Origin of the sequence: Methylobacterium oryzihabitans, assembly GCF_004004555.2 — a bacterium.
GTDB classification, from domain to species: domain Bacteria; phylum Pseudomonadota; class Alphaproteobacteria; order Rhizobiales; family Beijerinckiaceae; genus Methylobacterium; species Methylobacterium oryzihabitans.
Genome location: NZ_SACP01000003.1, coordinates 142,403 through 161,112, shown reverse-complemented (window position 1 = coordinate 161,112; position 18,710 = coordinate 142,403). Strand labels below are relative to the sequence as shown.

At 71.5% G+C, this 18,710-nt stretch carries 18 protein-coding genes; 8 read left to right on the top strand and 10 right to left on the bottom strand.

Annotation, left to right across the window (positions count from 1 at the left end):
- Positions 1-158 precede the first annotated feature (158 nt).
- Positions 159-413: a DUF2798 domain-containing protein gene (locus EOE48_RS04700; protein WP_127727627.1), complete on the top strand. Its 255-nt coding sequence runs from the start codon at positions 159-161 to the stop codon at positions 411-413.
- Between the two features lie 44 nt (positions 414-457).
- Here the strand turns inward: EOE48_RS04700 and rpoD are convergent, their stop codons facing one another.
- The 4 genes from rpoD to EOE48_RS04680 all read right to left on the bottom strand — a co-directional run bounded on the left by rpoD (position 458) and on the right by EOE48_RS04680 (position 7,237).
- Entirely contained in the window at positions 458-2,458 is a 2,001-nt protein-coding gene (gene rpoD, locus EOE48_RS04695; protein WP_127727626.1) for an RNA polymerase sigma factor RpoD, read from the bottom strand.
- 171 nt (positions 2,459-2,629) lie between these two features.
- On the bottom strand, positions 2,630-4,531 hold the full coding sequence (gene dnaG, locus EOE48_RS04690; RefSeq protein ID WP_127727625.1) for a DNA primase: 1,902 nt from the start codon (positions 4,529-4,531) through the stop codon (positions 2,630-2,632).
- A gap of 98 nt (positions 4,532-4,629) precedes the next feature.
- On the bottom strand, positions 4,630-6,315 hold the full coding sequence (locus EOE48_RS04685) for a methyl-accepting chemotaxis protein (protein WP_127727624.1): 1,686 nt from the start codon (positions 6,313-6,315) through the stop codon (positions 4,630-4,632).
- A 466-nt stretch (positions 6,316-6,781) separates the two neighbouring features.
- Positions 6,782-7,237, bottom strand: coding sequence for a GatB/YqeY domain-containing protein (locus EOE48_RS04680; RefSeq protein ID WP_127727623.1), 456 nt, complete (start codon positions 7,235-7,237; stop codon positions 6,782-6,784).
- Positions 7,238-7,383: 146 nt separating this feature from the next.
- Here EOE48_RS04680 and carA point away from each other — a divergent pair, with 146 nt between their 5' ends.
- The 3 genes from carA to EOE48_RS04665 all read left to right on the top strand — a co-directional run bounded on the left by carA (position 7,384) and on the right by EOE48_RS04665 (position 9,799).
- Complete coding sequence (carA, locus tag EOE48_RS04675; protein ID WP_127727622.1) at positions 7,384-8,601, top strand: glutamine-hydrolyzing carbamoyl-phosphate synthase small subunit; 1,218 nt, start codon at positions 7,384-7,386, stop codon at positions 8,599-8,601.
- A 118-nt stretch (positions 8,602-8,719) separates the two neighbouring features.
- Positions 8,720-9,091 carry a hypothetical protein gene (locus EOE48_RS04670; protein WP_127727757.1) on the top strand — a complete coding sequence of 124 codons (372 nt, stop codon included), beginning with the start codon at positions 8,720-8,722 and terminating at the stop codon, positions 9,089-9,091.
- 9 nt (positions 9,092-9,100) lie between these two features.
- Positions 9,101-9,799, top strand: coding sequence for a class I SAM-dependent methyltransferase (locus EOE48_RS04665; RefSeq protein ID WP_127727621.1), 699 nt, complete (start codon positions 9,101-9,103; stop codon positions 9,797-9,799).
- Between the two features lie 226 nt (positions 9,800-10,025).
- Here the strand turns inward: EOE48_RS04665 and EOE48_RS29080 are convergent, their stop codons facing one another.
- From EOE48_RS29080 to EOE48_RS04645, 5 genes are all read right to left on the bottom strand, one after another.
- The gene (locus tag EOE48_RS29080) at positions 10,026-10,202 is read right to left on the bottom strand and encodes a hypothetical protein (RefSeq protein WP_187371315.1); all 177 of its coding nucleotides are present in this window, start codon (positions 10,200-10,202) and stop codon (positions 10,026-10,028) included.
- 85 nt (positions 10,203-10,287) lie between these two features.
- A complete protein-coding gene (locus EOE48_RS04660) occupies positions 10,288-10,479 on the bottom strand; it encodes a hypothetical protein (protein ID WP_127727620.1) in 192 nt (63 codons plus the stop codon).
- Between the two features lie 393 nt (positions 10,480-10,872).
- Complete coding sequence (locus EOE48_RS04655; protein ID WP_246153953.1) at positions 10,873-11,148, bottom strand: hypothetical protein; 276 nt, start codon at positions 11,146-11,148, stop codon at positions 10,873-10,875.
- A gap of 448 nt (positions 11,149-11,596) precedes the next feature.
- The gene (gene ilvC / locus EOE48_RS04650; RefSeq protein WP_127727618.1) at positions 11,597-12,616 is read right to left on the bottom strand and encodes a ketol-acid reductoisomerase; all 1,020 of its coding nucleotides are present in this window, start codon (positions 12,614-12,616) and stop codon (positions 11,597-11,599) included.
- Between the two features lie 222 nt (positions 12,617-12,838).
- Positions 12,839-13,765 carry an alpha/beta hydrolase gene (locus tag EOE48_RS04645; protein WP_127727617.1) on the bottom strand — a complete coding sequence of 309 codons (927 nt, stop codon included), beginning with the start codon at positions 13,763-13,765 and terminating at the stop codon, positions 12,839-12,841.
- A gap of 167 nt (positions 13,766-13,932) precedes the next feature.
- Between EOE48_RS04645 and EOE48_RS04640 the strand changes: the two genes are divergently transcribed.
- The 3 genes from EOE48_RS04640 to EOE48_RS04630 all read left to right on the top strand — a co-directional run bounded on the left by EOE48_RS04640 (position 13,933) and on the right by EOE48_RS04630 (position 16,453).
- Positions 13,933-14,385, top strand: coding sequence for a cupin domain-containing protein (locus EOE48_RS04640; RefSeq protein WP_127727616.1), 453 nt, complete (start codon positions 13,933-13,935; stop codon positions 14,383-14,385).
- 24 nt (positions 14,386-14,409) lie between these two features.
- Entirely contained in the window at positions 14,410-15,261 is an 852-nt protein-coding gene (locus EOE48_RS04635; protein ID WP_127727615.1) for a branched-chain amino acid aminotransferase, read from the top strand.
- 82 nt (positions 15,262-15,343) lie between these two features.
- Positions 15,344-16,453, top strand: a complete 1,110-nt coding sequence (locus EOE48_RS04630) for a calcium:cation antiporter (RefSeq protein WP_127727614.1) — start codon at positions 15,344-15,346, stop codon at positions 16,451-16,453.
- A gap of 3 nt (positions 16,454-16,456) precedes the next feature.
- On the opposite strand, the gene EOE48_RS04625 is transcribed toward EOE48_RS04630, so the two are convergent.
- Complete coding sequence (locus EOE48_RS04625) at positions 16,457-18,001, bottom strand: sensor histidine kinase (RefSeq protein WP_127727613.1); 1,545 nt, start codon at positions 17,999-18,001, stop codon at positions 16,457-16,459.
- A gap of 236 nt (positions 18,002-18,237) precedes the next feature.
- On the opposite strand from EOE48_RS04625, the gene EOE48_RS04620 reads away from it, so the two are divergent.
- A complete protein-coding gene (locus tag EOE48_RS04620) occupies positions 18,238-18,693 on the top strand; it encodes a (2Fe-2S)-binding protein (protein ID WP_127727612.1) in 456 nt (151 codons plus the stop codon).
- Positions 18,694-18,710: the final 17 nt, after the last annotated feature.

Here is an 18,710-nt window from a genome sequence, read left to right as displayed (position 1 = left end):
CAGCCGGACGGCGCGATGCTAGCCACGCTCCGTCGCGCTTCCCGAGCGCCGGCCGTAAGCGTCTCACGTCAGGCAACGCAGGGTCCCCGGCCTTCCCGCTCGGGTCGATGCAAGCGATGCCTCAGGCCCGGCCGGAAGCCCGTTCCGAAAGACGCTCGATGATGGCCTTTCGTTTTCGCAGATTGCCGGCGCGCACCGCGCCGCTGGTCATGCCTCTGCTGCTGTCGGTGATGATGACCTTCATCATCTCCGGCCTCTCGACGCTGATGAGCCTCGGACCGCATCCCGAATTCCTCGGCCACTGGTCGCGAGCCTGGGGCGCGTCCTGGATCGTCGGCTTCCCGACGCTGCTGCTGGTGCTGCCGCTCGTGCGCCGCGCGGTCGCGCTCATCGTCGAGCCGCCGGCCCGCTGAAGCGATGCCCCGGCGGAGAATCGTCTCCGCCGGGCTCGTCCGGGTCAGTTGTCGAGGAAGCTGCGCAGCTTGCGCGACCGGCTCGGGTGCTTGAGCTTGCGCAGGGCCTTGGCCTCGATCTGGCGGATGCGCTCGCGGGTGACCGAGAACTGCTGGCCGACCTCTTCGAGGGTGTGGTCGGTGTTCATGCCGATGCCGAAGCGCATGCGCAGCACCCGCTCCTCGCGCGGGGTGAGCGAGGCGAGCACCCGGGTGGTGGTCTCGCGCAGGTTCGACTGGATCGCCGCGTCGATCGGCAGGACGACGTTCTTGTCCTCGATGAAGTCGCCGAGGTGGGAATCCTCCTCGTCGCCGATCGGCGTCTCGAGGGAGATCGGCTCCTTGGCGATCTTGAGGACCTTGCGCACCTTCTCCAGCGGCATCGCCAGCTTCTCGGCCAGTTCCTCCGGGGTCGGCTCGCGGCCGATCTCGTGCAGCATCTGGCGCGAGGTGCGGACGATCTTGTTGATCGTCTCGATCATGTGGACCGGAATGCGGATCGTCCGCGCCTGGTCGGCGATCGAGCGGGTGATCGCCTGCCGGATCCACCACGTCGCGTAGGTCGAGAACTTGTAGCCGCGGCGATACTCGAACTTGTCGACCGCCTTCATCAGGCCGATGTTGCCCTCCTGGATCAGGTCCAGGAACTGCAGGCCGCGGTTGGTGTACTTCTTGGCGATCGAGATCACGAGCCGGAGGTTGGCCTCGATCATCTCCTTCTTGGCCTGACGGGCTTCGCGCTCGCCCTTCTGGACCATGTGGACGATCTTGCGGTACTCCTGGATCTCCAGGCCGGTCTCGGAGGCGAGCGCGGTGATCTGCTCGCGCAGGGCCGCGATGCCGTTGGTGCCGCGCTCGGTGAAGTTCTTCCAGCCCTTGCCGCCGAGCTTGGCCACCCGCTCGACCCAGTGCGGGTCGAGCTCGTAGCCCTGGTAGTGGCGCAGGAACTCGTCGCGGGACACGCCGTGGCTCTCGGCGAGCCGCATCAGCTTGCCTTCCTGCGAGATCAGCCGCTTGTTGATGTCGTAGAGCTGCTCGACCAGCGCCTCGATGCGGTTGGCGTTCAGCGACAGCGACTTCACGTCGGCGACGACGCGGCTCTTCAGCTCGACGTATTGCCGGTCCTGGGCCTCGTCGGCGCTGCGGGCGAGCCGGGTCTCGGCCTGAGCGGCCTGGACCGTGCGCAGCTTGCGGTAGTTCTGGGCGATCGCGTCGAAGGTCTCGAGGACGCGGGGCTTCAGCTCCGCTTCCATCGCCGACAGCGAAACGTTGTTCTCGAGGTCGTCCTCGTCGCCCTCCCCCTCCGGCGACGGCACGTCGCCCTCGGGAGCGTCGCTCTCCGCTTCCGCCTCGCCCTCGACCGGACCGCCGCGGCCGTCGGGCCCGGCATAGGTCGCCTCGAGATCGATGATGTCGCGCAGCAGCACCCGGCCGTCGACGAGCTCGTCGCGCCAGATGATGATCGCCTGGAAGGTCAGCGGGCTCTCGCACAGGCCGGCGATCATCGCCTCGCGCCCGGCCTCGATCCGCTTGGCGATGGCGATCTCGCCCTCGCGCGAGAGCAGCTCGACCGAGCCCATCTCGCGCAGGTACATGCGCACCGGGTCGTCGGTGCGGTCGGTGGGCTCCTTGGTGGTCTCGGGGCGCAGGGCCACCGGGCGCGCCGGCGACACCTCGGCCACCTCGCCGCCCTCGGTGCTCTCCTCCTCCTCGCCGCCGCCGCTCTCGCCGGCGGCGCCCTCGCCCTGGGCGTCGTCGGCCTCCTCGGCCTCGACGACGTTGACGCCGAGCTCGGAGAGCTGGCCGAGCACGTCCTCGATCTGCTCGGAGGTGAACTCCTCCTGCGGCAGCACCTCGTTGAGCTCGTCGTAGGTGACGTAGCCGCGCTTCTTGGCGAGCTTGATCATCCGCTTGACGGAGGCATCCGTCAGGTCGAGGAGCGGCCCGTCGGTCTGCTGCTCGGGAGCCGCTTCGGTCTCTTCTCGTTCCGTTGCCTTCGTCGCCATGTTCAGCCTATGCTTCCGGTGCCGGCGCGCCCGAGCGGGATGTCCCGCCGCGGCGGCACCGCGATGTACTGACGGGCGGCGGAGCCCACGGCCCAGCCGCCCCTGAACGCCTACGATTCCGCGAGCCGATCGCTCGGTTTTCCGCTCACTATCCCGGTTCGGGCCCGGAAGTCACGCGTCGCGGGATTCGGGTTCCTCGGACGCGGGAACCTCGGTCTCGGCGCCGGCCACGACGGACAGGCGGCTCTTCACGTCGCGCAACCACGCGAAATTCGCCTCCGTTTCCTCTTGGGCCAGGGCGCGCTCGGCGGCCCGGAGTTCGCTATGTAGCGTTCCGGCCTTCCTGTGCAAGATCATCGCCTGCCGGAGCGCGTCTTCGAGCCGCACCGGGTCGGCGTGGGGCTCCAGCGCCCAGCGGTCGCCCGGCCCGACCTGCGCGGCCAGCCGCTCGGCCGCCCCCGCCAGCCCGGCCCGCTCCAGGCGGCCGGCCAGCAGGTCGGCGCCGCCGGCCTCGCCCTCGGCGGCGTGGTCGAGGAGCAGGCTGCACAGGGCCTTGGCGTCGGCGCTCTGGAGGTCGAGGCCGGACAGGTCCTCCGCCTCGTCGCCGAGCAGTTCGGGGTGGCGCAGCAAGGCCGCGATGATGAGCGCCTCGCGCGACGACGACCCGCCGGCGAAGCGGGCCGAGCGGGCGAGCAGCGGGCTCGCCCGCACGGTCAGGCGCGGCGAGGCCGGCCGGTCGGGGGCGAAGCGGCCCCGGGGCACGAACGGCGTCCGCTCCCGGGCCGGCTCGCGCCGCGGCCCGCCGCCCGGCGCCAGGGCCCGCAGCCGGGCGCCGATGTCGTCGTAGTAGTAGCGCCGCAGCCGCTCGTCGCGGATCGCCCCGACCCGCTCGCGCAGGCGCTGGGCGAGGCCGGCGCGGCGCTCGGGCGTGTCGGCCGGCATCATCTCGCTCTCGCGCGCCCACAGCATCTCGACCAGCGGCCGTGCCGCCTCCAGTACCCGGTCGATCGCCGCCGCGCCGCCGGAGCGAAGCAGGTCGTCGGGGTCCTGGCCCTCGGGCAGCATCGCGAAGCGCAGGGACTTGCCGGCCTCGATCGCCGGCAGCGCCACGTCGACCGCCCGGTAGGCGGCGCGCTGCCCGGCGCCGTCGCCGTCGAAGCACAGGATCGGCTCGTCGGCCATGCGCCACAGCAGGGCGAGCTGGTCCTCGGTGAGCGCGGTGCCGAGCGGCGCCACCGCCTCGGGATGGCCGGCCATCGTCATCGCGATGACGTCGACGTAACCCTCGACGGCGATCACCCGGCCCGCCTTGTGGGCGGCCTGCCGGGCGGCGTGGTGGTTGTAGAGCACCGCACCCTTGTGGAAGAGCGGGGTCTCCGGAGAGTTGAGGTATTTCGGCTTGGCGTCCGGCCCGAGCGCCCGGCCGCCGAAGGCGATGACCCGGCCCCGCACGTCGAGGATCGGGAAGATCACCCGGTCGCGAAAACGGTCGTAGGGCACTGCGACGTCCTCGCCGGCCTTGAGCAGGCCGAGCTCGATCATCGTCTCGGCGGCGATGCCGCGTCCGGCGAGGTGGTCGCGCAGCGCGTGGCGCTCGCCCGGGGCGTAGCCGAGGCGGAAGCGGTCGCGGATCTCGCCGCCGAGGCCCCGCCCGGCGAGATAGTCCCGCGCCCGCCCGCCGGCGCGCCCGGCGAGCTGGCCCTCGAAGAAGACGGCGGCGAGTTCCATCACGTCGAGGGCGGAGCGCCGGCGCTCCTCGTTCTCGCGCGCGCCCTCGCTCGGCGCCGGCAGCGGCACGCCGGCTTCCGCCGCGAGCCGCTCGACCGCCTCGGGGAACGTCACCCCCTCGGTCTCCATCAGGAAGCGAAAGACGTCGCCGTGCTTGCCCGAGGAGAAGCAGTGGTAGAACTGCTTCTGGTCGTTGACGTAGAAGGATGGGGTCTTCTCGGCGTTGAACGGCGACAGGCCGCGCCATTCGCGCCCGGCCTTCTTCAGCCGCACCCGCCGGCCGACGACCTCGGAGGCCGGCAGGCGGCTGCGGATCTCTTCCAGCAGGTGGGGCGGATAGCGCACGAGTCGGTCCGTGTGGCGGAACCCGGTCTATAGCGCGGTTTGGTCAGCGGAGTCCTAACGCGGCCCGGGCCGTGGGCCCGGACCGCCTCGGCCCTGCCTCAGGCCGCCCGCACGGTCGCGAGGAAGCGCCCCACCTCGGCGCCCAGCTCCTCCGAGCGCCGCGACAGCTCGGAGGCCGAGTGGAGCACCTGGCTCGACGCGGCGCCGGTCTCCTCCGCCGCGCCGGCCACCCCGACGATGTTGCGCGTCACCTCGCCGGTGCCGGTGGCGGCCTGGGCGACGTTGCGCACGATCTCCTGGGTCGCCGCGCCCTGCTCCTCCACCGCCGCCGCGATGCCGCTGGCGACCCCGCTGATCTCGCGGATGCGGCCGGTGATGCCGCCGATCGCGGTGGCCGCCTGCTCGGTGGCGGCCTGGATCTGGGCGATCTGGCCGCTGATCTCGGCGGTGGCCTTCGCGGTCTGCCCGGCGAGGTCCTTGACCTCGGCGGCGACGACGGCGAAGCCGCGGCCCGCCTCGCCGGCCCGCGCCGCCTCGATGGTGGCGTTCAGCGCCAGCAGGTTGGTCTGGCTCGCGATCGAGGAGATCAGCCCGACGACGTCGCCGATCCGCGCCGCGGTCCGGCTGAGCACCTGCACGATCTCGACGGCCCCGTCGGCCTCGGCGACGGCGCTCTGCGCGAGGGCGGCCGAGCCGCTCACCTGCCGGCCGATCTCCTGGACGGAGGCACCGAGTTCCTCGGCGGCGCAGGACACCGTCGCGACGTTGCCCGCCGCCTGCTCGGCCGCGGCGGCGACGGCGGTGGACTGGCTCGCCGTCTCCGTGGCGGTGCCGGCCATGGTGCGGGCGGTCGCCTGCAGCTCGGTCGCGGACGCCGCCAGCCCGCCGACGATGCCGCCGACCGCCGCCTCGAAGCCGTCGGCGAGCGCGATCGTCGCCCGGCGGCGTTCCGCGGCCGCGGCCTCGTCGGCGAGCCGGCGCGTCTCGGCCTGCTCGGCGGCGGTGCGGGCGACCAGCGCCTTGATGTCCTCGACGGCGCGGCCGATCGCGCCGATCTCGTCGCCGCGCCGGGCCTCCGCGGTCTCGACGTCGGTCTCGCCGCCGGCCATGCGGCGCAGGGCGGCGGTCAGCCGCTTGATCGGGCCGGTGATCCCGGCGACCACGACCGCGACCGCCGCCAGGAGGCCGACGACGATCGCGGCCCCCGACAGCAGCATGGTCATGTGGCGCGCGGCGTTGGTCTGGACGGTGAGAGCGTCCGAGCCCTTCCGGATCGCGGCCTCCACGTCGTTGCCGAGTTCGAGCGAGGAGCCGAACAGCGCGCGGCGTATCGGATCGAACTTCTCGCGCAGCCGCTCCCGCGCCTCATCGTTGGCGTTGCGCTGGCCGAGGTCGCGCACCAGAGCGGCCTCGGCCAGCATGCGGTCGATGTCCCGCGACATCGCATCGACGCGGGTGCGGAACGCCGGCAGGGTCTGGCGCATGATATCGAACACCGTCTTGAATTCCGGCCCGATCTTGTCGAAGGCCGCGGCGGCCTCGCGGATGCGGTCCGGTTCGGTCTCGATGATCATCCGCCCGGCCGCGTCGCTGGTCTGGAACACCAGCCGGTTGAGGCGCCGCGTGGCCGCCCATCCGGTCGCGTCGCGGTCCAGGAACGTCGAGTAGGCGTCGTTGATCACCGTCATCTGGGCGGTGGCGTACCAGACGCAGCCGCCGATGATGACACCGATCGCTCCGATGACCCCGAGGAACTTCGTGAGGATACTGACGCGCGCGAGCATGACCCATGGATCCGATGGAGAGGAGGCTCGCAGTATCGTCCAGCCGGCTTAATAAAACCTGGATCTTTTCGCCTCATCGGGCCGTAGAGTCGCGAAAAAATCGCACTGACCCAACGGAACCTGACACAATCATGACGTGTTCGACTAGGTCAGGCGGCAATTCGGCGACGGTCCTCGGACGTGGCGGCACGAAAGACGCAGTGAAGTCGCCCCGATCATCCGCGAGGGCCGACCGCCCCCGAGTGGATGTCGCAAGCTCTGGCGCCTTTCCCGGCGCGGAAACCCGAGACGTGACGATCATTCGCGCGTTGTCGCGCGCACGGAAGCTTGTCCGGATCCCGGGGGCGACGCCGCGGCGGCGGCCGGGATCTGTGCTCGCGCCGATTCTCCGCCGTGGACCGCGGCGGCGCGATCGGCCGGACTTCGCGCGAACCGGCCGCGGACCGGTTCGCGCGTCCGGGCCGGTTCAGCCGGCCAGCAGGCCCTTCACCACGCCGCTGACCTTCGAGAAGTCCATCCGCCCGGCATGGCTCGCCTTCAGGGCCGCGATGACCTTGCCCATGTCCTTGGGCGAGGCGGCGCCGGTCTGCGCGATCGCGGCCTCGACCGCCGCGCGGGTCTCGGCCTCGTCCATCTGCCGGGGCAGGAAGGAGGCGACGATGGCGGCCTCGGCCTTCTCCGCCCCGGCGAGTTCCGGGCGCCCGCCCTGCTCGTAGACCGCGGCGGACTCGTTGCGCTGCTTGATCATCTTCTGGAGCAGCGCGAAGATCTCCTCCTCGCTCGCCGGCTCCTTGCCGAGGCCGCGCGCCTCGATGTCCTTGTCCTTGAGAGCGGCCTGGATCATCCGGACGGTGGCGAGCTTCGCCTTGTCGCCGGCCTTCATGGCCTCCTTCATCTCGGCGGTGAGGCGCTCCCGCAGCATGGTTCGATCTCCGTTGACCTTGAGGATGTCGAGGCGGGCGCCCACATTGACCGCGTCGCGGCGGCGCCCTTAAACGGGAGCACCCTGCCGGCCCCGCGGGCCGCCCCGCCGGCCCTCGCCGCCGGCACATAAGCGAGATCAGGATCATGCTGCAAGACGACGGCGCCGCGGCGCCCGCGCATCACGAAGGCTGGGCCGAGCCGGTCGTCACCGCCGTGCTGGCGCTCGCCGACGGCACGATCCTCGACGGGTTCGGCATCGGCGCCACCGGCGAGGCCCCCGGCGAGGTCTGCTTCAACACCGCGATGACCGGCTACCAGGAGATCCTCACCGATCCGTCCTATGCCGGCCAGATCGTCACCTTCACCTTCCCGCATATCGGCAACGTCGGCACGAACGACGAGGATCTCGAGAGCCTCGACGCGGCGCCGGCCTCGGGCGTGCGCGGCGCGGTGATCGCCGCGGCGGTGACCAATCCGTCGAACTGGCGCTCGTCGAGCCATCTCGATGCCTGGCTCAAGGCCCGCGGCATCGTCGGCATCACGGGCATCGACACCCGGGCGCTCACCGCCCTGATTCGCGACCGCGGCATGCCCAACGCCGTGATCGCCAACGACCCCGAGGGCCGGTTCGACCGCGACGCGCTCGTCGCCAAGGCCCGCGCCCTGCCCTCGATGGAAGGGCTCGACCTCGTGCCGCCGGTGACGAGCCGCGAATCGGCCGCCTGGGGCGAGTCGGTGTGGCAGCGCGGCCAGGGCTACGGCCGCCGGGCGCCGGGCACTGGGCTGAAGGTCGTTGCCATCGATTACGGCGTGAAGCGCAACATCCTGCGGCTGCTGACCGAGGCCGGCTGCGACGTGACCGTCGTGCCGGCGACCGCGACCGCCGACGAGGTGCTGGCCCGGAACCCGGACGGCGTCTTTCTGTCGAACGGCCCCGGCGACCCGGCGGCGACCGGCGAATACGCCGTGCCGGTGATCCGCGCGGTGCTGGAGCGCAAGGTGCCGACCTTCGGCATCTGCCTCGGCCACCAGCTCATGGGCCTCGCGCTCGGCGGGCGCACGGTGAAGATGAGCCAGGGCCACCACGGCGCCAACCATCCGGTGAAGGACAAGACCACCGGCAAGGTCGAGATCGTGTCGATGAACCACGGCTTCGCGGTCGATCCCGACAGCCTGCCGGAGACCGCGGTCGAGACCCACGTCTCGCTGTTCGACGGCTCGAATTGCGGACTCGCTCTCACCGACCGGCCGGCCTTCTCGGTCCAGCACCACCCGGAAGCCTCGCCCGGCCCGCGCGACAGCCACTACCTGTTCGAGCGCTTCGTCGATCTGATGCGCCAGCACAAGAACACTAACGCGTGATCGGTGGCGCCGGTTCCTCCGGCGTCACAAAAAACCCGAACTCGCCACCTAGGACCCCGGTCATCCACCGCCCGCAAGCGACGCAGGTCGCGGGGCCGAGACCGGGGCTTTGCCAGTGATCCGCCACGACGCCGCCGACGACGCCTTCACGCGCCTGCACCGCAGCTTCACCTTCCATCTCGGGGTGGCGACGGCCCTGGCCTGGAGCACGGCCTGCGTCGCGGCGCTCTACGCGCCGTGGGTGCGCAACATCCGGCCGTTCGTCGATCCCCTCGGCAGCCGGGTCGAGAGCACCGCGTCGTTCCTGTTCGTGATGCCGTGCGTCCTCGCGCTCGCCTGGCTCGCCAGCACCTTCGGCCGCGAGACCCTGCGCCAGTTCCGCACCCTGCCGAGCGACGCCGCCGAGTTCGCCCTCGCGGGCCTCGTCGCCTTCGGGGTGTTCTACCTGTCGATCGACCGCGCCGTCTCGGCGCTGCTCATCGGCGGCTGACGCGCCGCCATGGCCGGGTCCTGGCGCGAGTTCTGGAACCGCGACAGCGCGATCTACGTCAACGACCGCCACCGGACCCTGCACTATGCCGGCCTCGCCGAGGAGGTCGCGGCCCTGGTGCCGCATCGCCGGGCCAGCGTGCTCGACCACGGCTGCGGCGAGGCGCTCGCGGCCGAGCGGGTCGCGGCGGCTTGCGCCCGGCTCCATCTCTGCGACGGCGCCCCCCGGGTGCGGGCCGCCCTCGACGCCCGCTTCGCCGGAAACGACCGGGTCAGCGTGCTGGCGCCGGAGGATCTTCCGGCGCTGGCCGATGCGAGCCTCGACCTCGTCGTCGCCAACTCCCTGGTACAGTATCTCGACGCGGCCGAGTTCGAGGCCTGCCTCGTCCTCTGGCGCAGGAAGCTCGCCCGGGACGGCCGACTGATCCTCGCCGACATCATCCCGCCGGACCTGTCGGCCCTGGCGGATGCGCGGGCGCTCCTGGCGTTCGGGCATCGCGGCGGGTTCCTGGCTGCGGCCCTCGCCGGGCTCGCCCGCACCGCGCTGTCCGATTACCGCACCCTGCGCCGCAGCCTCGGGCTGTCCCGCTACGGCGAGGCGGAGATGCTCGCCCGCCTCGCTGCCGCCGGCTTCGCGGCCCGCCGGCTGCCGCGCAACCTCGGTCACAATCAGGCCCGCATGGCCTTCGAGGCACGGCCCCCGGCCTGACGGACCAGGACAATCGATTCAGCGATTGTCCTGCGGTCGCCCGCAGGGCGACGCTCGATGGCGGGCGCGAAGAGCGCCCCGCGGAGCGGGTTCGAGGGGACGCATGTCCGCTCGAACGCAGAGCGGAGCGAGAGCCAAGTGAGCGGACGCGAACGCCGGCGCCTGAGGCCAAGCAAAAAACCAGGGCAATCGCTCTCAAGCGATTGCCCTGCCTGACGGACCGGGATCAGTTCACGCTTGCGGGCGCCGGTTGCAGCGGGTCGGACGCCGCCGGATCGGCCACGGCGATCACCGCCGGTTCGGGAGCGGGAGCGGGCCGGTGCCCGCTCATCAGCCAGGTGCCGACCATCGCGATCAGCGCCAGCTTGCCCACGAACAGGATGTCGTCGATCGTCCGGCCCATCACCCGCCCCCCGCGATCCGTCGATGGGTGGGGTGTAGGCACCGGCCTTTGCCGGCGGATTGCGCGGAATGTTGCGTCGCCATCCTCACGCCTCCGCGCCGCGCAACTGGATCTCCAGACGGCCGATGTCGTCGCGCAGCCGCGTCACCTCGCGCCGCGCCATCGGGTCGTTGGGCGAGGCGCGCAGCGCCTCGGTCGCGGCATCGAGCGAATGCCGCTTGGCTTCGAGGGCGAACGCGATCTGAGCCCGCGCCTCCTCCGGGGTCCTGGTCGTCATGACCGTCTCCTCCATCCTCGTGCGCCGACAACGCCCATCGTGACGAAACGGTCCCGCGGCAGTGCAGGGACCGGTGTGTCGCAGGGGCAGGGGGCCGGGAGGACAGTCGAGCGACGGGGCTCGGTTGAGGCGGATGGTGGCGTGCGAGAGCCCGGGGCGATGCGCGGGCCGGGGCGTCTCGCCGGGTGTTGGAGGATGGACGAGAGAAGCCCCCGAGCCCTCCCCTTCTGCGGGAGAGGGTCGGGGGCGGCAGGATCGTCGCCGGCAAGTCCGAGTTCCCGTCCCGCCACTGCACCCAACCGGTTCCGACCCGCCGGAACCCATCAAAAAGCCCGCGAACGCATCCGTTCGCGGGCGACGATTCTCGTTCCGCCGCGTGAGCGGCGTTCGGGATCAGCAGTTGTTGGCTTCCTGCGCCGCGGTCTTCTCACCCTTGCTCTGCTTGGCGACGTCGCTCGGCGAGGTGGCGTTGGCGCCGACGTTCTGCATCGCGCCGACCGTGCCGGGCGACTCGGCCTTGGCGCCGGGCGTGACCGTGGCGGTCGAGGGCGGATCGACGGTCGAGCTGCGGTTCTGGGCGTTCGCCTGCTGGCCCGGGGCGCAGGGCCCCGCCACGGCCGCCGCCGCGCTCATCACCAGGATCGCGCAGGTGCCAGCGAGAGTGGTCATCCTCATCGGGTTTCCTCCGGTCGTTTCGTGTGGCGGCAACCGATGCCGGGGAGGGAGGGTTCCGGTCGCGGGCTCGCCCTTTGGTCGAAACCGTCCGCGCGACTCAACCTCGGAACCGCGTCGGCCGGCGCGGAGCGGGTCGCGGGCGGCGGCGTCCGCTCTCGACGCCATCGCGACGTTCCATGCGCCCCGCGCAGACCGGCCACGCTTCGGTAGCGCCCGGGATCCTCCAAGTGGGGGTTGCGCTTTGTGCGCCGCGATATAACTTGTGCATTGCAAGGTCGCGATGGCGTCGCGGCCCTGCTGCCCTCTTTGGGCGTTTCCTCCCTAGACTTCGGGCCGCTCGCAAGAGCGGCCTTTTTTCTTGGCCTCCACCCCTCGGGGTACAGGGGAAGCCGGCCTCTCGTGGAAGCCGGCCGGGACTCCCCGGCCGGACCGCGACGGTCGGTCAGTTCTTGGACTTGTCGACCAGTGCCTTCTCCTTGATCCACGGCATCATGCCGCGCAGGCGCTCGCCGACCTCCTCGATCGGATGGGCGGCGTTGCGGGCGCGGGTGGCCTTGAACGAGGTCTGGTTGACCCGGTTCTCCAGCATCCAGTTGCGGGTGAAGATGCCCGACTGGATGTCGGTGAGCACCCGCTTCATCTCGGCCTTGGTCTCGGGCGTGATGATGCGCGGGCCGGTCACGTACTCGCCGTACTCGGCGGTGTTCGAGATCGAGTAGTTCATGTTGGCGATGCCGCCCTCGTAGATGAGGTCGACGATCAGCTTCACCTCGTGCAGGCACTCGAAATACGCCATCTCGGGGGCGTAGCCCGCCTCGACCAGGGTCTCGAAGCCGGCCTTGATCAGCTCGACGAGGCCGCCGCAGAGCACGACCTGCTCGCCGAACAGGTCGGTCTCGCACTCCTCCTTGAAGGTGGTCTCGATGATGCCGGCGCGGCCGCCGCCATTGGCCGAGGCGTAGGACAGGCCGAGGTCGTGGGCGTTGCCGGTGGCGTCCTGGGCGATGGCGATCAGGGTCGGCACGCCGCCGCCGCGCAGGTACTCGGAGCGCACGGTGTGGCCCGGGCCCTTCGGGGCGACCATCAGCACGTCGAGGTCGGCGCGCGGCTCGATCAGGTTGAAGTGGACGTTGAGGCCGTGGGCGAACAGCAGCGCGGCGCCCTGCTTCATGTTGGGGGCGAGCGAGTCGCGGTAGATCTCGGCCTGCAGCTCGTCGGGGGTGAGCATCATCACCACGTCGGCCTCGCGGGCGGCGTCGGCGACTTCGAGCACCCGGAAGCCCTCGGCCTCGGCCTTCTTGGCACTGGCCGACCCCTTGCGCAGCGCGACAATCACGTCCTTGACGCCGGAATCGCGCAGGTTGAGGGCGTGGGCGTGGCCCTGGCTTCCGTAACCGACGATGACGACCTTCTTGCCCTTGATCAGATTGATGTCCGCATCACGATCGTAATAGACCCGCATGGCGGCCCCCCGTGCTGTTGGTTTGGAAAACGCGAACGCTCCGGGCGCTGGAGCGGCCGTGCGACGGGCCGGCTTGTAGCCAAGCGAATCACCCGAGGGAATACCCTTCCGGCGGCGGCGTCACATGGCTGGCCCGCGCGGTGCGACAGATCGTGACCCGTTCGCCGCCGCGCCCGGCCGGTTCGTTGCGCCGGGCGGCCGGGTGGGCGCAACGAAATGCCGTCAGCCCCCCGCCAGAACCTCCCGCAGCTCCCCGGCGATTCCCCGCAGCGCCGCGGCGGCCACCGGGATGAGGCCGCCGAGGGAATAGAAGTCGTGGATCAGGCCGGGATGGCAGGTGTGGCGCACCGGCACGCCGGCCGCCGCGAGCCGGTGCGCGTAGGCGTCGCCGTCGTCGCGCACCATGTCGTACTCGGCGGTGTGGATCAGGGCCGGCGGCAGGCCGGCGAGGCTCGCGGCGCGCAGGGGCGACAGCCGCGGATAGAAGGGATCGAGCGCGCCGGCATAGGCGGCGAGATCGCGCGCCAGGGTGGCGCGGTCGAGGCCGTGGCCCTCGGCGAAGGCGGCGCGCGAGCCGCCCTCCCCCGCCGCGTCGAGCACCGGGCACAGCAGGAGCTGAGCCGCGACCGCCGGACCGCCGCGGTCGCGCGCCTCCAGGCACAGCAGCGCCGCGAGGTTGGCGCCGGCGGAGTCGCCCCCGACCGCGAGCCGCGCCGGGTCGATGCCGAGCCGCCCGGCCTCGCCCGAGACATGGGCGAGCGCCGCCAGGGCGTCCTCGGGAGCGGCCGGGAACGGATGCTCGGGGGCGAGCCGGTAGGCCACCGACACGACGCGGCAGCCGGACCCCGCCGCGAGCGCCCGGCACAGCCCGTCATGGCTGTCGAGGTCGCCGGCGACGAAGCCGCCGCCATGCAGGTAGACGAGGCCGGGCCCCGGCTCCGCGGCGTCGAGGGGGCGATAGAGCCGCAACCCCACCGCGCCGGCCGGTCCGGGGCAGGTCTCCTCGCTCACCGCAGCGACCGCAGCCGGCGGGCCGGCGAAGCGCGCGAGTGCCGCGAGTCCCCGGCGACGGGCCGCGACGGTGGCGGGACCGGCCGCCCCGATGGCGACGATGTCGAGGAAGCGGCGGGCGCGGGGGTCGATCGGCATCGCAGGCGTCCGGGGGTTGTCCGAGGGAAAGACTGCGCAGCAGACTGCACCGGAGGGCAAAATCGTTGCAGAAGGCTGACGCGATCGGCGGAAATCCGACGATCGGCTTTCAGTCCGCGGCAATCGCTCTGTGTTCTGCTCGCCGACATCCCGCAGGAGTGCCGCCCGTGTCCGTGCCGCCCATCGTGTACTCGCCGACCGACGTCCCGCTGGTCCCGGCCCCGATCAACCCGGGCTGGATCCGGGCCGGCACGCCGCAGGCCCGCAACACCGTGCTGTCGCGCAGCGAGGACGAGACCACCAGCACGATCCTGTGGGATTGCACCGCCGGCGAGTTCGTCTGGCACTACGACATCGACGAGACGATCTACTTCCTCGAAGGCGCGGCGATCATCGGCGACGCGACGACCCCGCCCCGGCGCTTCGTCGCCGGCGACGTGCTGTTCCTGCCCAAGGGCGCGGTCGCCGACTGGAAGGTCGAGAGCTACGTGCGTAAGGTCGCGTTCTGCCGCCGGGTGCAGCCGCGGATCGTCGGGCAGGCCCTGCGGGTCGCCGGCGCCGCCAAGCGGCTGCTGACCGGCCGCGGCGCCGCCGCGCCGTCCCTGTCCCTCGGCGGCTGACCGCAACAACCCGGAGGAGCCGCGATGGCCGAGTCGACCTGGACCTTCTTCGAGGGCGAGTGGCACCCGGGCAACGTGCGGATGATGGGGCCGCGCACCCACGGCGCCTGGCTCGGCTCGACGGTGTTCGACGGCGCCCGCGCCTTCGAGGGCGTGACGCCCGACCTCGACCTGCACCTCGCCCGGGTCAACCGCTCGGCGGCCGCGATGGGCCTTCGCGCCGTGGTGACCGAGGCGCGCTGGCACGACCTCGTCGCCGAGGGCCTGCGCCGCTTCGCCCCCGACGCCGCGCTCTACATCCGGCCGATGTACTGGGCCGAGTCGGGCTTCGCCGGCGGCGTGCGCCACGATCCCGACTCGACCAGCTGGTGCCTGTGCCTCTACGAGGCGCCGATGCCGGTGCCGGGCGAACTCGCGATCACCCTGTCGCCCTACCGCCGGCCCACCGCCGAGACCGCGCCGGTCGACGCCAAGGCCGGCTGCCTCTACCCCAACGGTGCCCGTGCGCTGCTGGAAGCCGCGCAGCGCGGCTTCGGCAACTGCCTCATGCGCGACGGGCTCGGCAACGTGGCGGAATTCGCCAACGCCAACGCCTTCATGGCCCGCGACGGGGTGGTCTACACTCCCGCGCCCAACGGCACCTTCCTCGCCGGCATCACCCGCGGCCGGGTGATCGCGCTGCTTCGCGCCGCCGGCGCGACCGTGGTCGAGACGGCGCTCGCCTATGCCGACTTCGCCGGCGCCGACGAGATCTTCTCCGCCGGCAACTACGCGAAGGTCATGCCGGTGACGCGGATCGACGACCGGCCGCTCGCGCCGGGCCCGTTCTACCATCGGGCGCGGGAGCTGTACTGGGCCTTCGCGCACGGACGCTGAGCCGGAACGAAGCCTCGCGGCTGGAAATCCGGGGCTGCGCCCTTATCCTCTCCGTCATCTCGGACAGGATGGAGCGGACGGCATGATGGCGGCGAGGCTGGGTGTTGCGTGGGGGAGCGTCGCCGCGTTCCTGATCCTGGGATCCGGCTGGCTCGCCGACCTGTCGTCGCCGGTCTGGGCCGGGCTGCTGTTCTGCTGGCTGTTCGGCGTCATCCTGTGGTCGTCGTTCGGGGTGGTGCACGAGGCCGAGGAACTCGCCCACCGCCTCGGCGAGCCCTACGGCACGCTGATCCTGACGCTGTCGATCGTCATCATCGAGGTCGCCCTCGTCGCGGCGGTGATGCTCGGCGCCAAGACCGCGCCGACGCTCGGGCGCGACACGATGTTCGCCGTGCTGATGATCGTGATGAACGGCCTCGTCGGGCTCGGGCTGATCCTCGGCGGCCTGCGCCACCACCGCCAGAACTACAACCTCGACGGCGCCGCGGCCTACCTCGCGGTCATCATCCCGCTCACCACGATCGCGATGATCCTGCCGAACTTCACCACCTCGACCACCGGCGGCACGCTGACGACGCTGCAGGCGGTGTCGTTCTCGCTGTTCACCATCGCCCTCTACGCGATCTTCCTGGCGATCCAGACCGGGCGCCACAGCGACTTCTTCGAGGCCGCCACCCTGACCTCGGCCGGGGAATCGGGCCCGGTGCCGGAGGAGCCGGTGCGGCGCGACACCCGCGCCGGCCCGCTGCTCAAGCATACCGGCCTGCTCCTCGCCAGCCTGCTGCCGATCGTGCTGCTGTCGAAGAGCCTCGCGGCGATCATCGACCACGGCATCAAGGCGCTCGGCGCGCCGCCGGCGCTCGGCGGCGTGCTGATCGCCGCGATCGTGTTCACGCCGGAGGGCATCAGCGCCGTCAAGGCGATTATCAAGGACGAGTTGCAGCGGGCGATCAACCTGTGCCTCGGCGCCGTCACCTCGACGGTCGGCCTCACCGTGCCGGCGGTGCTGACGATCGGGCTCGTCACCGGCCAGACCGTCGTGCTCGGCCTCGCCCAGACCGAGATGGCGCTGCTCGCCGTCACGCTGGTGCTCAGCATCCTGACCTTCTCGCGCCAGGGCACCACGATCCTGGAGGGCGCGGTGCACCTCCTGGTGTTCCTCGTCTACCTCGTGCTGATCTTCAGCCCGTGAGGTTCAGGCCGCACGGACGGCGGCGCGCCCGGCCCGCGCCGGGTCCTCGTCCACCTCGATCGCCGGCAGCGCGTCCATCACCCGCGCCGCCGGGAAGGTGACGATCACCTCGGTGCCCTCGCGCGGCTTGGACTTGAGCTGGAAGCTGCCGCCGTGGAGGTCGACGAGGCCCTTGACGATCGGCAGTCCGAGGCCGGAGCCCTGCTCGGCGGTCTTGATCGCCAGCGAGCCGCGGCCGAACGACGACATCACGGTCGGGATCTCGTCCTCGGGGATGCCCGGCCCGGTATCCTTGACGCTGACGTACTGGCCCCCCGACGAGGTCCAGCCGACCTTGACCACGATCTCGCCGCCCGGCGGGGTGAACTTGATCGCGTTCGACAGGACGTTGAGCACGATCTGGCGCACGGCGCGCTCGTCCGCCCATAGCCGAGGCAGCGACGGGTCGACCAATTCGCGAAAGGTCTGGTTCTTCGCCCGCGCCCGCAGCGACATCATGTGGCGGCATTCCTCGACCACGTAGGCGAGCTGCACCGCCTCCTCGTTCAGCTCGTAGCGCCCGGCCTCGATCCGCGACAGGTCGAGGATCTCGTTGATGAGGTTGAGCAGGTGCAGGCCGCTGTCGTGGATGTCGGTCGAGTATTCCTGGTAGGACGGCGCCGCGTGCGGGCCGAAGACCTGGTTCTTCATCACCTCGGAGAAGCCCAGGATCGCGTTGAGCGGCGTGCGCAGCTCGTGGCTCATGGTGGCGAGGAAGCGCGACTTGGCGAGGTTGGCCTCCTCGGCCCGCCGCCGCGCCTCGTCGGAATTGGCCTTGGCCTGTTCCAGCTCGCCGAAGATCGCGTCCTTCTCCGCCCGCGAGCGCAGGGCCGCCACGGTCGAGGCGTGCAGGTGGTTGGACAGCAGCAGGAAGAACAGCTGCGCGCCGACCGCCATGGTGATGAGCAGCACCGATTCCACGTCGCGGGTCATCGCCAGCAGCGACAGGGCGGCGGCGCTGAGCGGCAGCAGGCCGGCATAGGCCGCGAACGGTACCGTCGCGGCGAGCGTCGTGGTGACCGCCGCGACGATCACGAGGGCGAACATCACGAACGTGCGCAGGTTGGTCGAGTCGATCGCGAACACGATCACCACCAGCAGCGCCCAGGCGGTGCTCTGGAGGAACTCGCCGACCATCGCCCGGCGGCGGGCCGAGCGCAGCGACAGGTGGTCCGGGTCGGCCCGCAGCAGGAACCGCGCCAGGGCGGCGACGCCGCCGGCACTCGCCAGCACGCCGCCGAACCACGCCGCGCTCAGCGCGACCGGCGACCAGAACGCCGACGCCGCGGCGACGCAGAGCGCGAGCAGCATCAGCGGCAGGAAGGCGCCGATCCGGTACTCGGCGTAGAGGCGCAGCAACTCGTAATCGAAGGCCCGCTCCAGGCCGATCGACGAGGTCAGCCGCTCGCGCGCCGAGCGCACGTCGCGGGCGAGCTGGCGCCGCCGCGCCGCCTCCTCCGCCGTCGGGCCGCGCCCGCGCTGGACCATCTGCGCCGTGAGTTCCGACATGATCCCTGGCTGCGCCGCTCCCGCCGATGATGGCTCCCCGAGGCCGGGATCGTCAGCGAAAGAGATTAAGGTCCCCCTGCCGCGATCCGGCGATTGCGGGGTAATCCGGTCGGCCGCCTCACCTTCGGGCAAGATCCGATTGTGCGCTGGCGCACATCGGCCGCGCTTGCGCCTGCGGCACAGCCGGGGTCAACCAGTGCGGTTGGAACGGTTCCAACCGAACGTCGGAGCTCGCGATGCCGAAGCTGACCGTCAACGGCGTGACCCGTGAGGTCGACGCCGACCCCGAGATGCCGCTCCTCTGGGCGATCCGCGACCACCTGAACCTCACCGGCACCAAGTACGGCTGCGGCATCGCCCAGTGCGGCGCCTGCACGGTGCTGCTCGACGGCCAGCCGGTGCGGTCCTGCCAGACCCGGATCGGCGACGTCGCCGAGGCCAGGATCACGACGATCGAGGGCGTGTCGGGCCGCGTCGCCGAGGCGGTGCAGGCCGCGTGGCGCAAGCTCGACGTGGTCCAGTGTGGCTACTGCCAGTCGGGCCAGATCGTCTCGGCGATCGGCCTGCTGACGGAGAACAAGGCCCCGAGCGACGCCGACATCGACGGCGCGATGGACGGCAACGTCTGCCGCTGCGGCACCTACCAGCGCATCCGCGCGGCGATCCACGACGCCGCCCGCTCCCTCGCCTGACCGGGAGTTTCCTCGCG

Bases quoted from the DNA above. Each gene is read 5' to 3' on its own strand.
- EOE48_RS04700 (WP_127727627.1), top strand. From the start codon at position 159: ATGATGGCCTTTCGTTTTCGCAGATTGCCGGCGCGCACCGCGCCGCTG.
- rpoD (WP_127727626.1), bottom strand. From the start codon at position 2,458: ATGGCGACGAAGGCAACGGAACGAGAAGAGACCGAAGCGGCTCCCGAG.
- EOE48_RS04685 (WP_127727624.1), bottom strand. From the start codon at position 6,315: ATGCTCGCGCGCGTCAGTATCCTCACGAAGTTCCTCGGGGTCATCGGA.
- EOE48_RS04680 (WP_127727623.1), bottom strand. From the start codon at position 7,237: ATGCTGCGGGAGCGCCTCACCGCCGAGATGAAGGAGGCCATGAAGGCC.
- carA (WP_127727622.1), top strand. From the start codon at position 7,384: ATGCTGCAAGACGACGGCGCCGCGGCGCCCGCGCATCACGAAGGCTGG.
- EOE48_RS04665 (WP_127727621.1), top strand. From the start codon at position 9,101: ATGGCCGGGTCCTGGCGCGAGTTCTGGAACCGCGACAGCGCGATCTAC.
- EOE48_RS29080 (WP_187371315.1), bottom strand. From the start codon at position 10,202: ATGGGCCGGACGATCGACGACATCCTGTTCGTGGGCAAGCTGGCGCTG.
- EOE48_RS04660 (WP_127727620.1), bottom strand. From the start codon at position 10,479: ATGACGACCAGGACCCCGGAGGAGGCGCGGGCTCAGATCGCGTTCGCC.
- EOE48_RS04655 (WP_246153953.1), bottom strand. From the start codon at position 11,148: ATGACCACTCTCGCTGGCACCTGCGCGATCCTGGTGATGAGCGCGGCG.
- ilvC (WP_127727618.1), bottom strand. From the start codon at position 12,616: ATGCGGGTCTATTACGATCGTGATGCGGACATCAATCTGATCAAGGGC.
- EOE48_RS04645 (WP_127727617.1), bottom strand. From the start codon at position 13,765: ATGCCGATCGACCCCCGCGCCCGCCGCTTCCTCGACATCGTCGCCATC.
- EOE48_RS04635 (WP_127727615.1), top strand. From the start codon at position 14,410: ATGGCCGAGTCGACCTGGACCTTCTTCGAGGGCGAGTGGCACCCGGGC.
- EOE48_RS04630 (WP_127727614.1), top strand. From the start codon at position 15,344: ATGATGGCGGCGAGGCTGGGTGTTGCGTGGGGGAGCGTCGCCGCGTTC.
- EOE48_RS04625 (WP_127727613.1), bottom strand. From the start codon at position 18,001: ATGTCGGAACTCACGGCGCAGATGGTCCAGCGCGGGCGCGGCCCGACG.
- EOE48_RS04620 (WP_127727612.1), top strand. From the start codon at position 18,238: ATGCCGAAGCTGACCGTCAACGGCGTGACCCGTGAGGTCGACGCCGAC.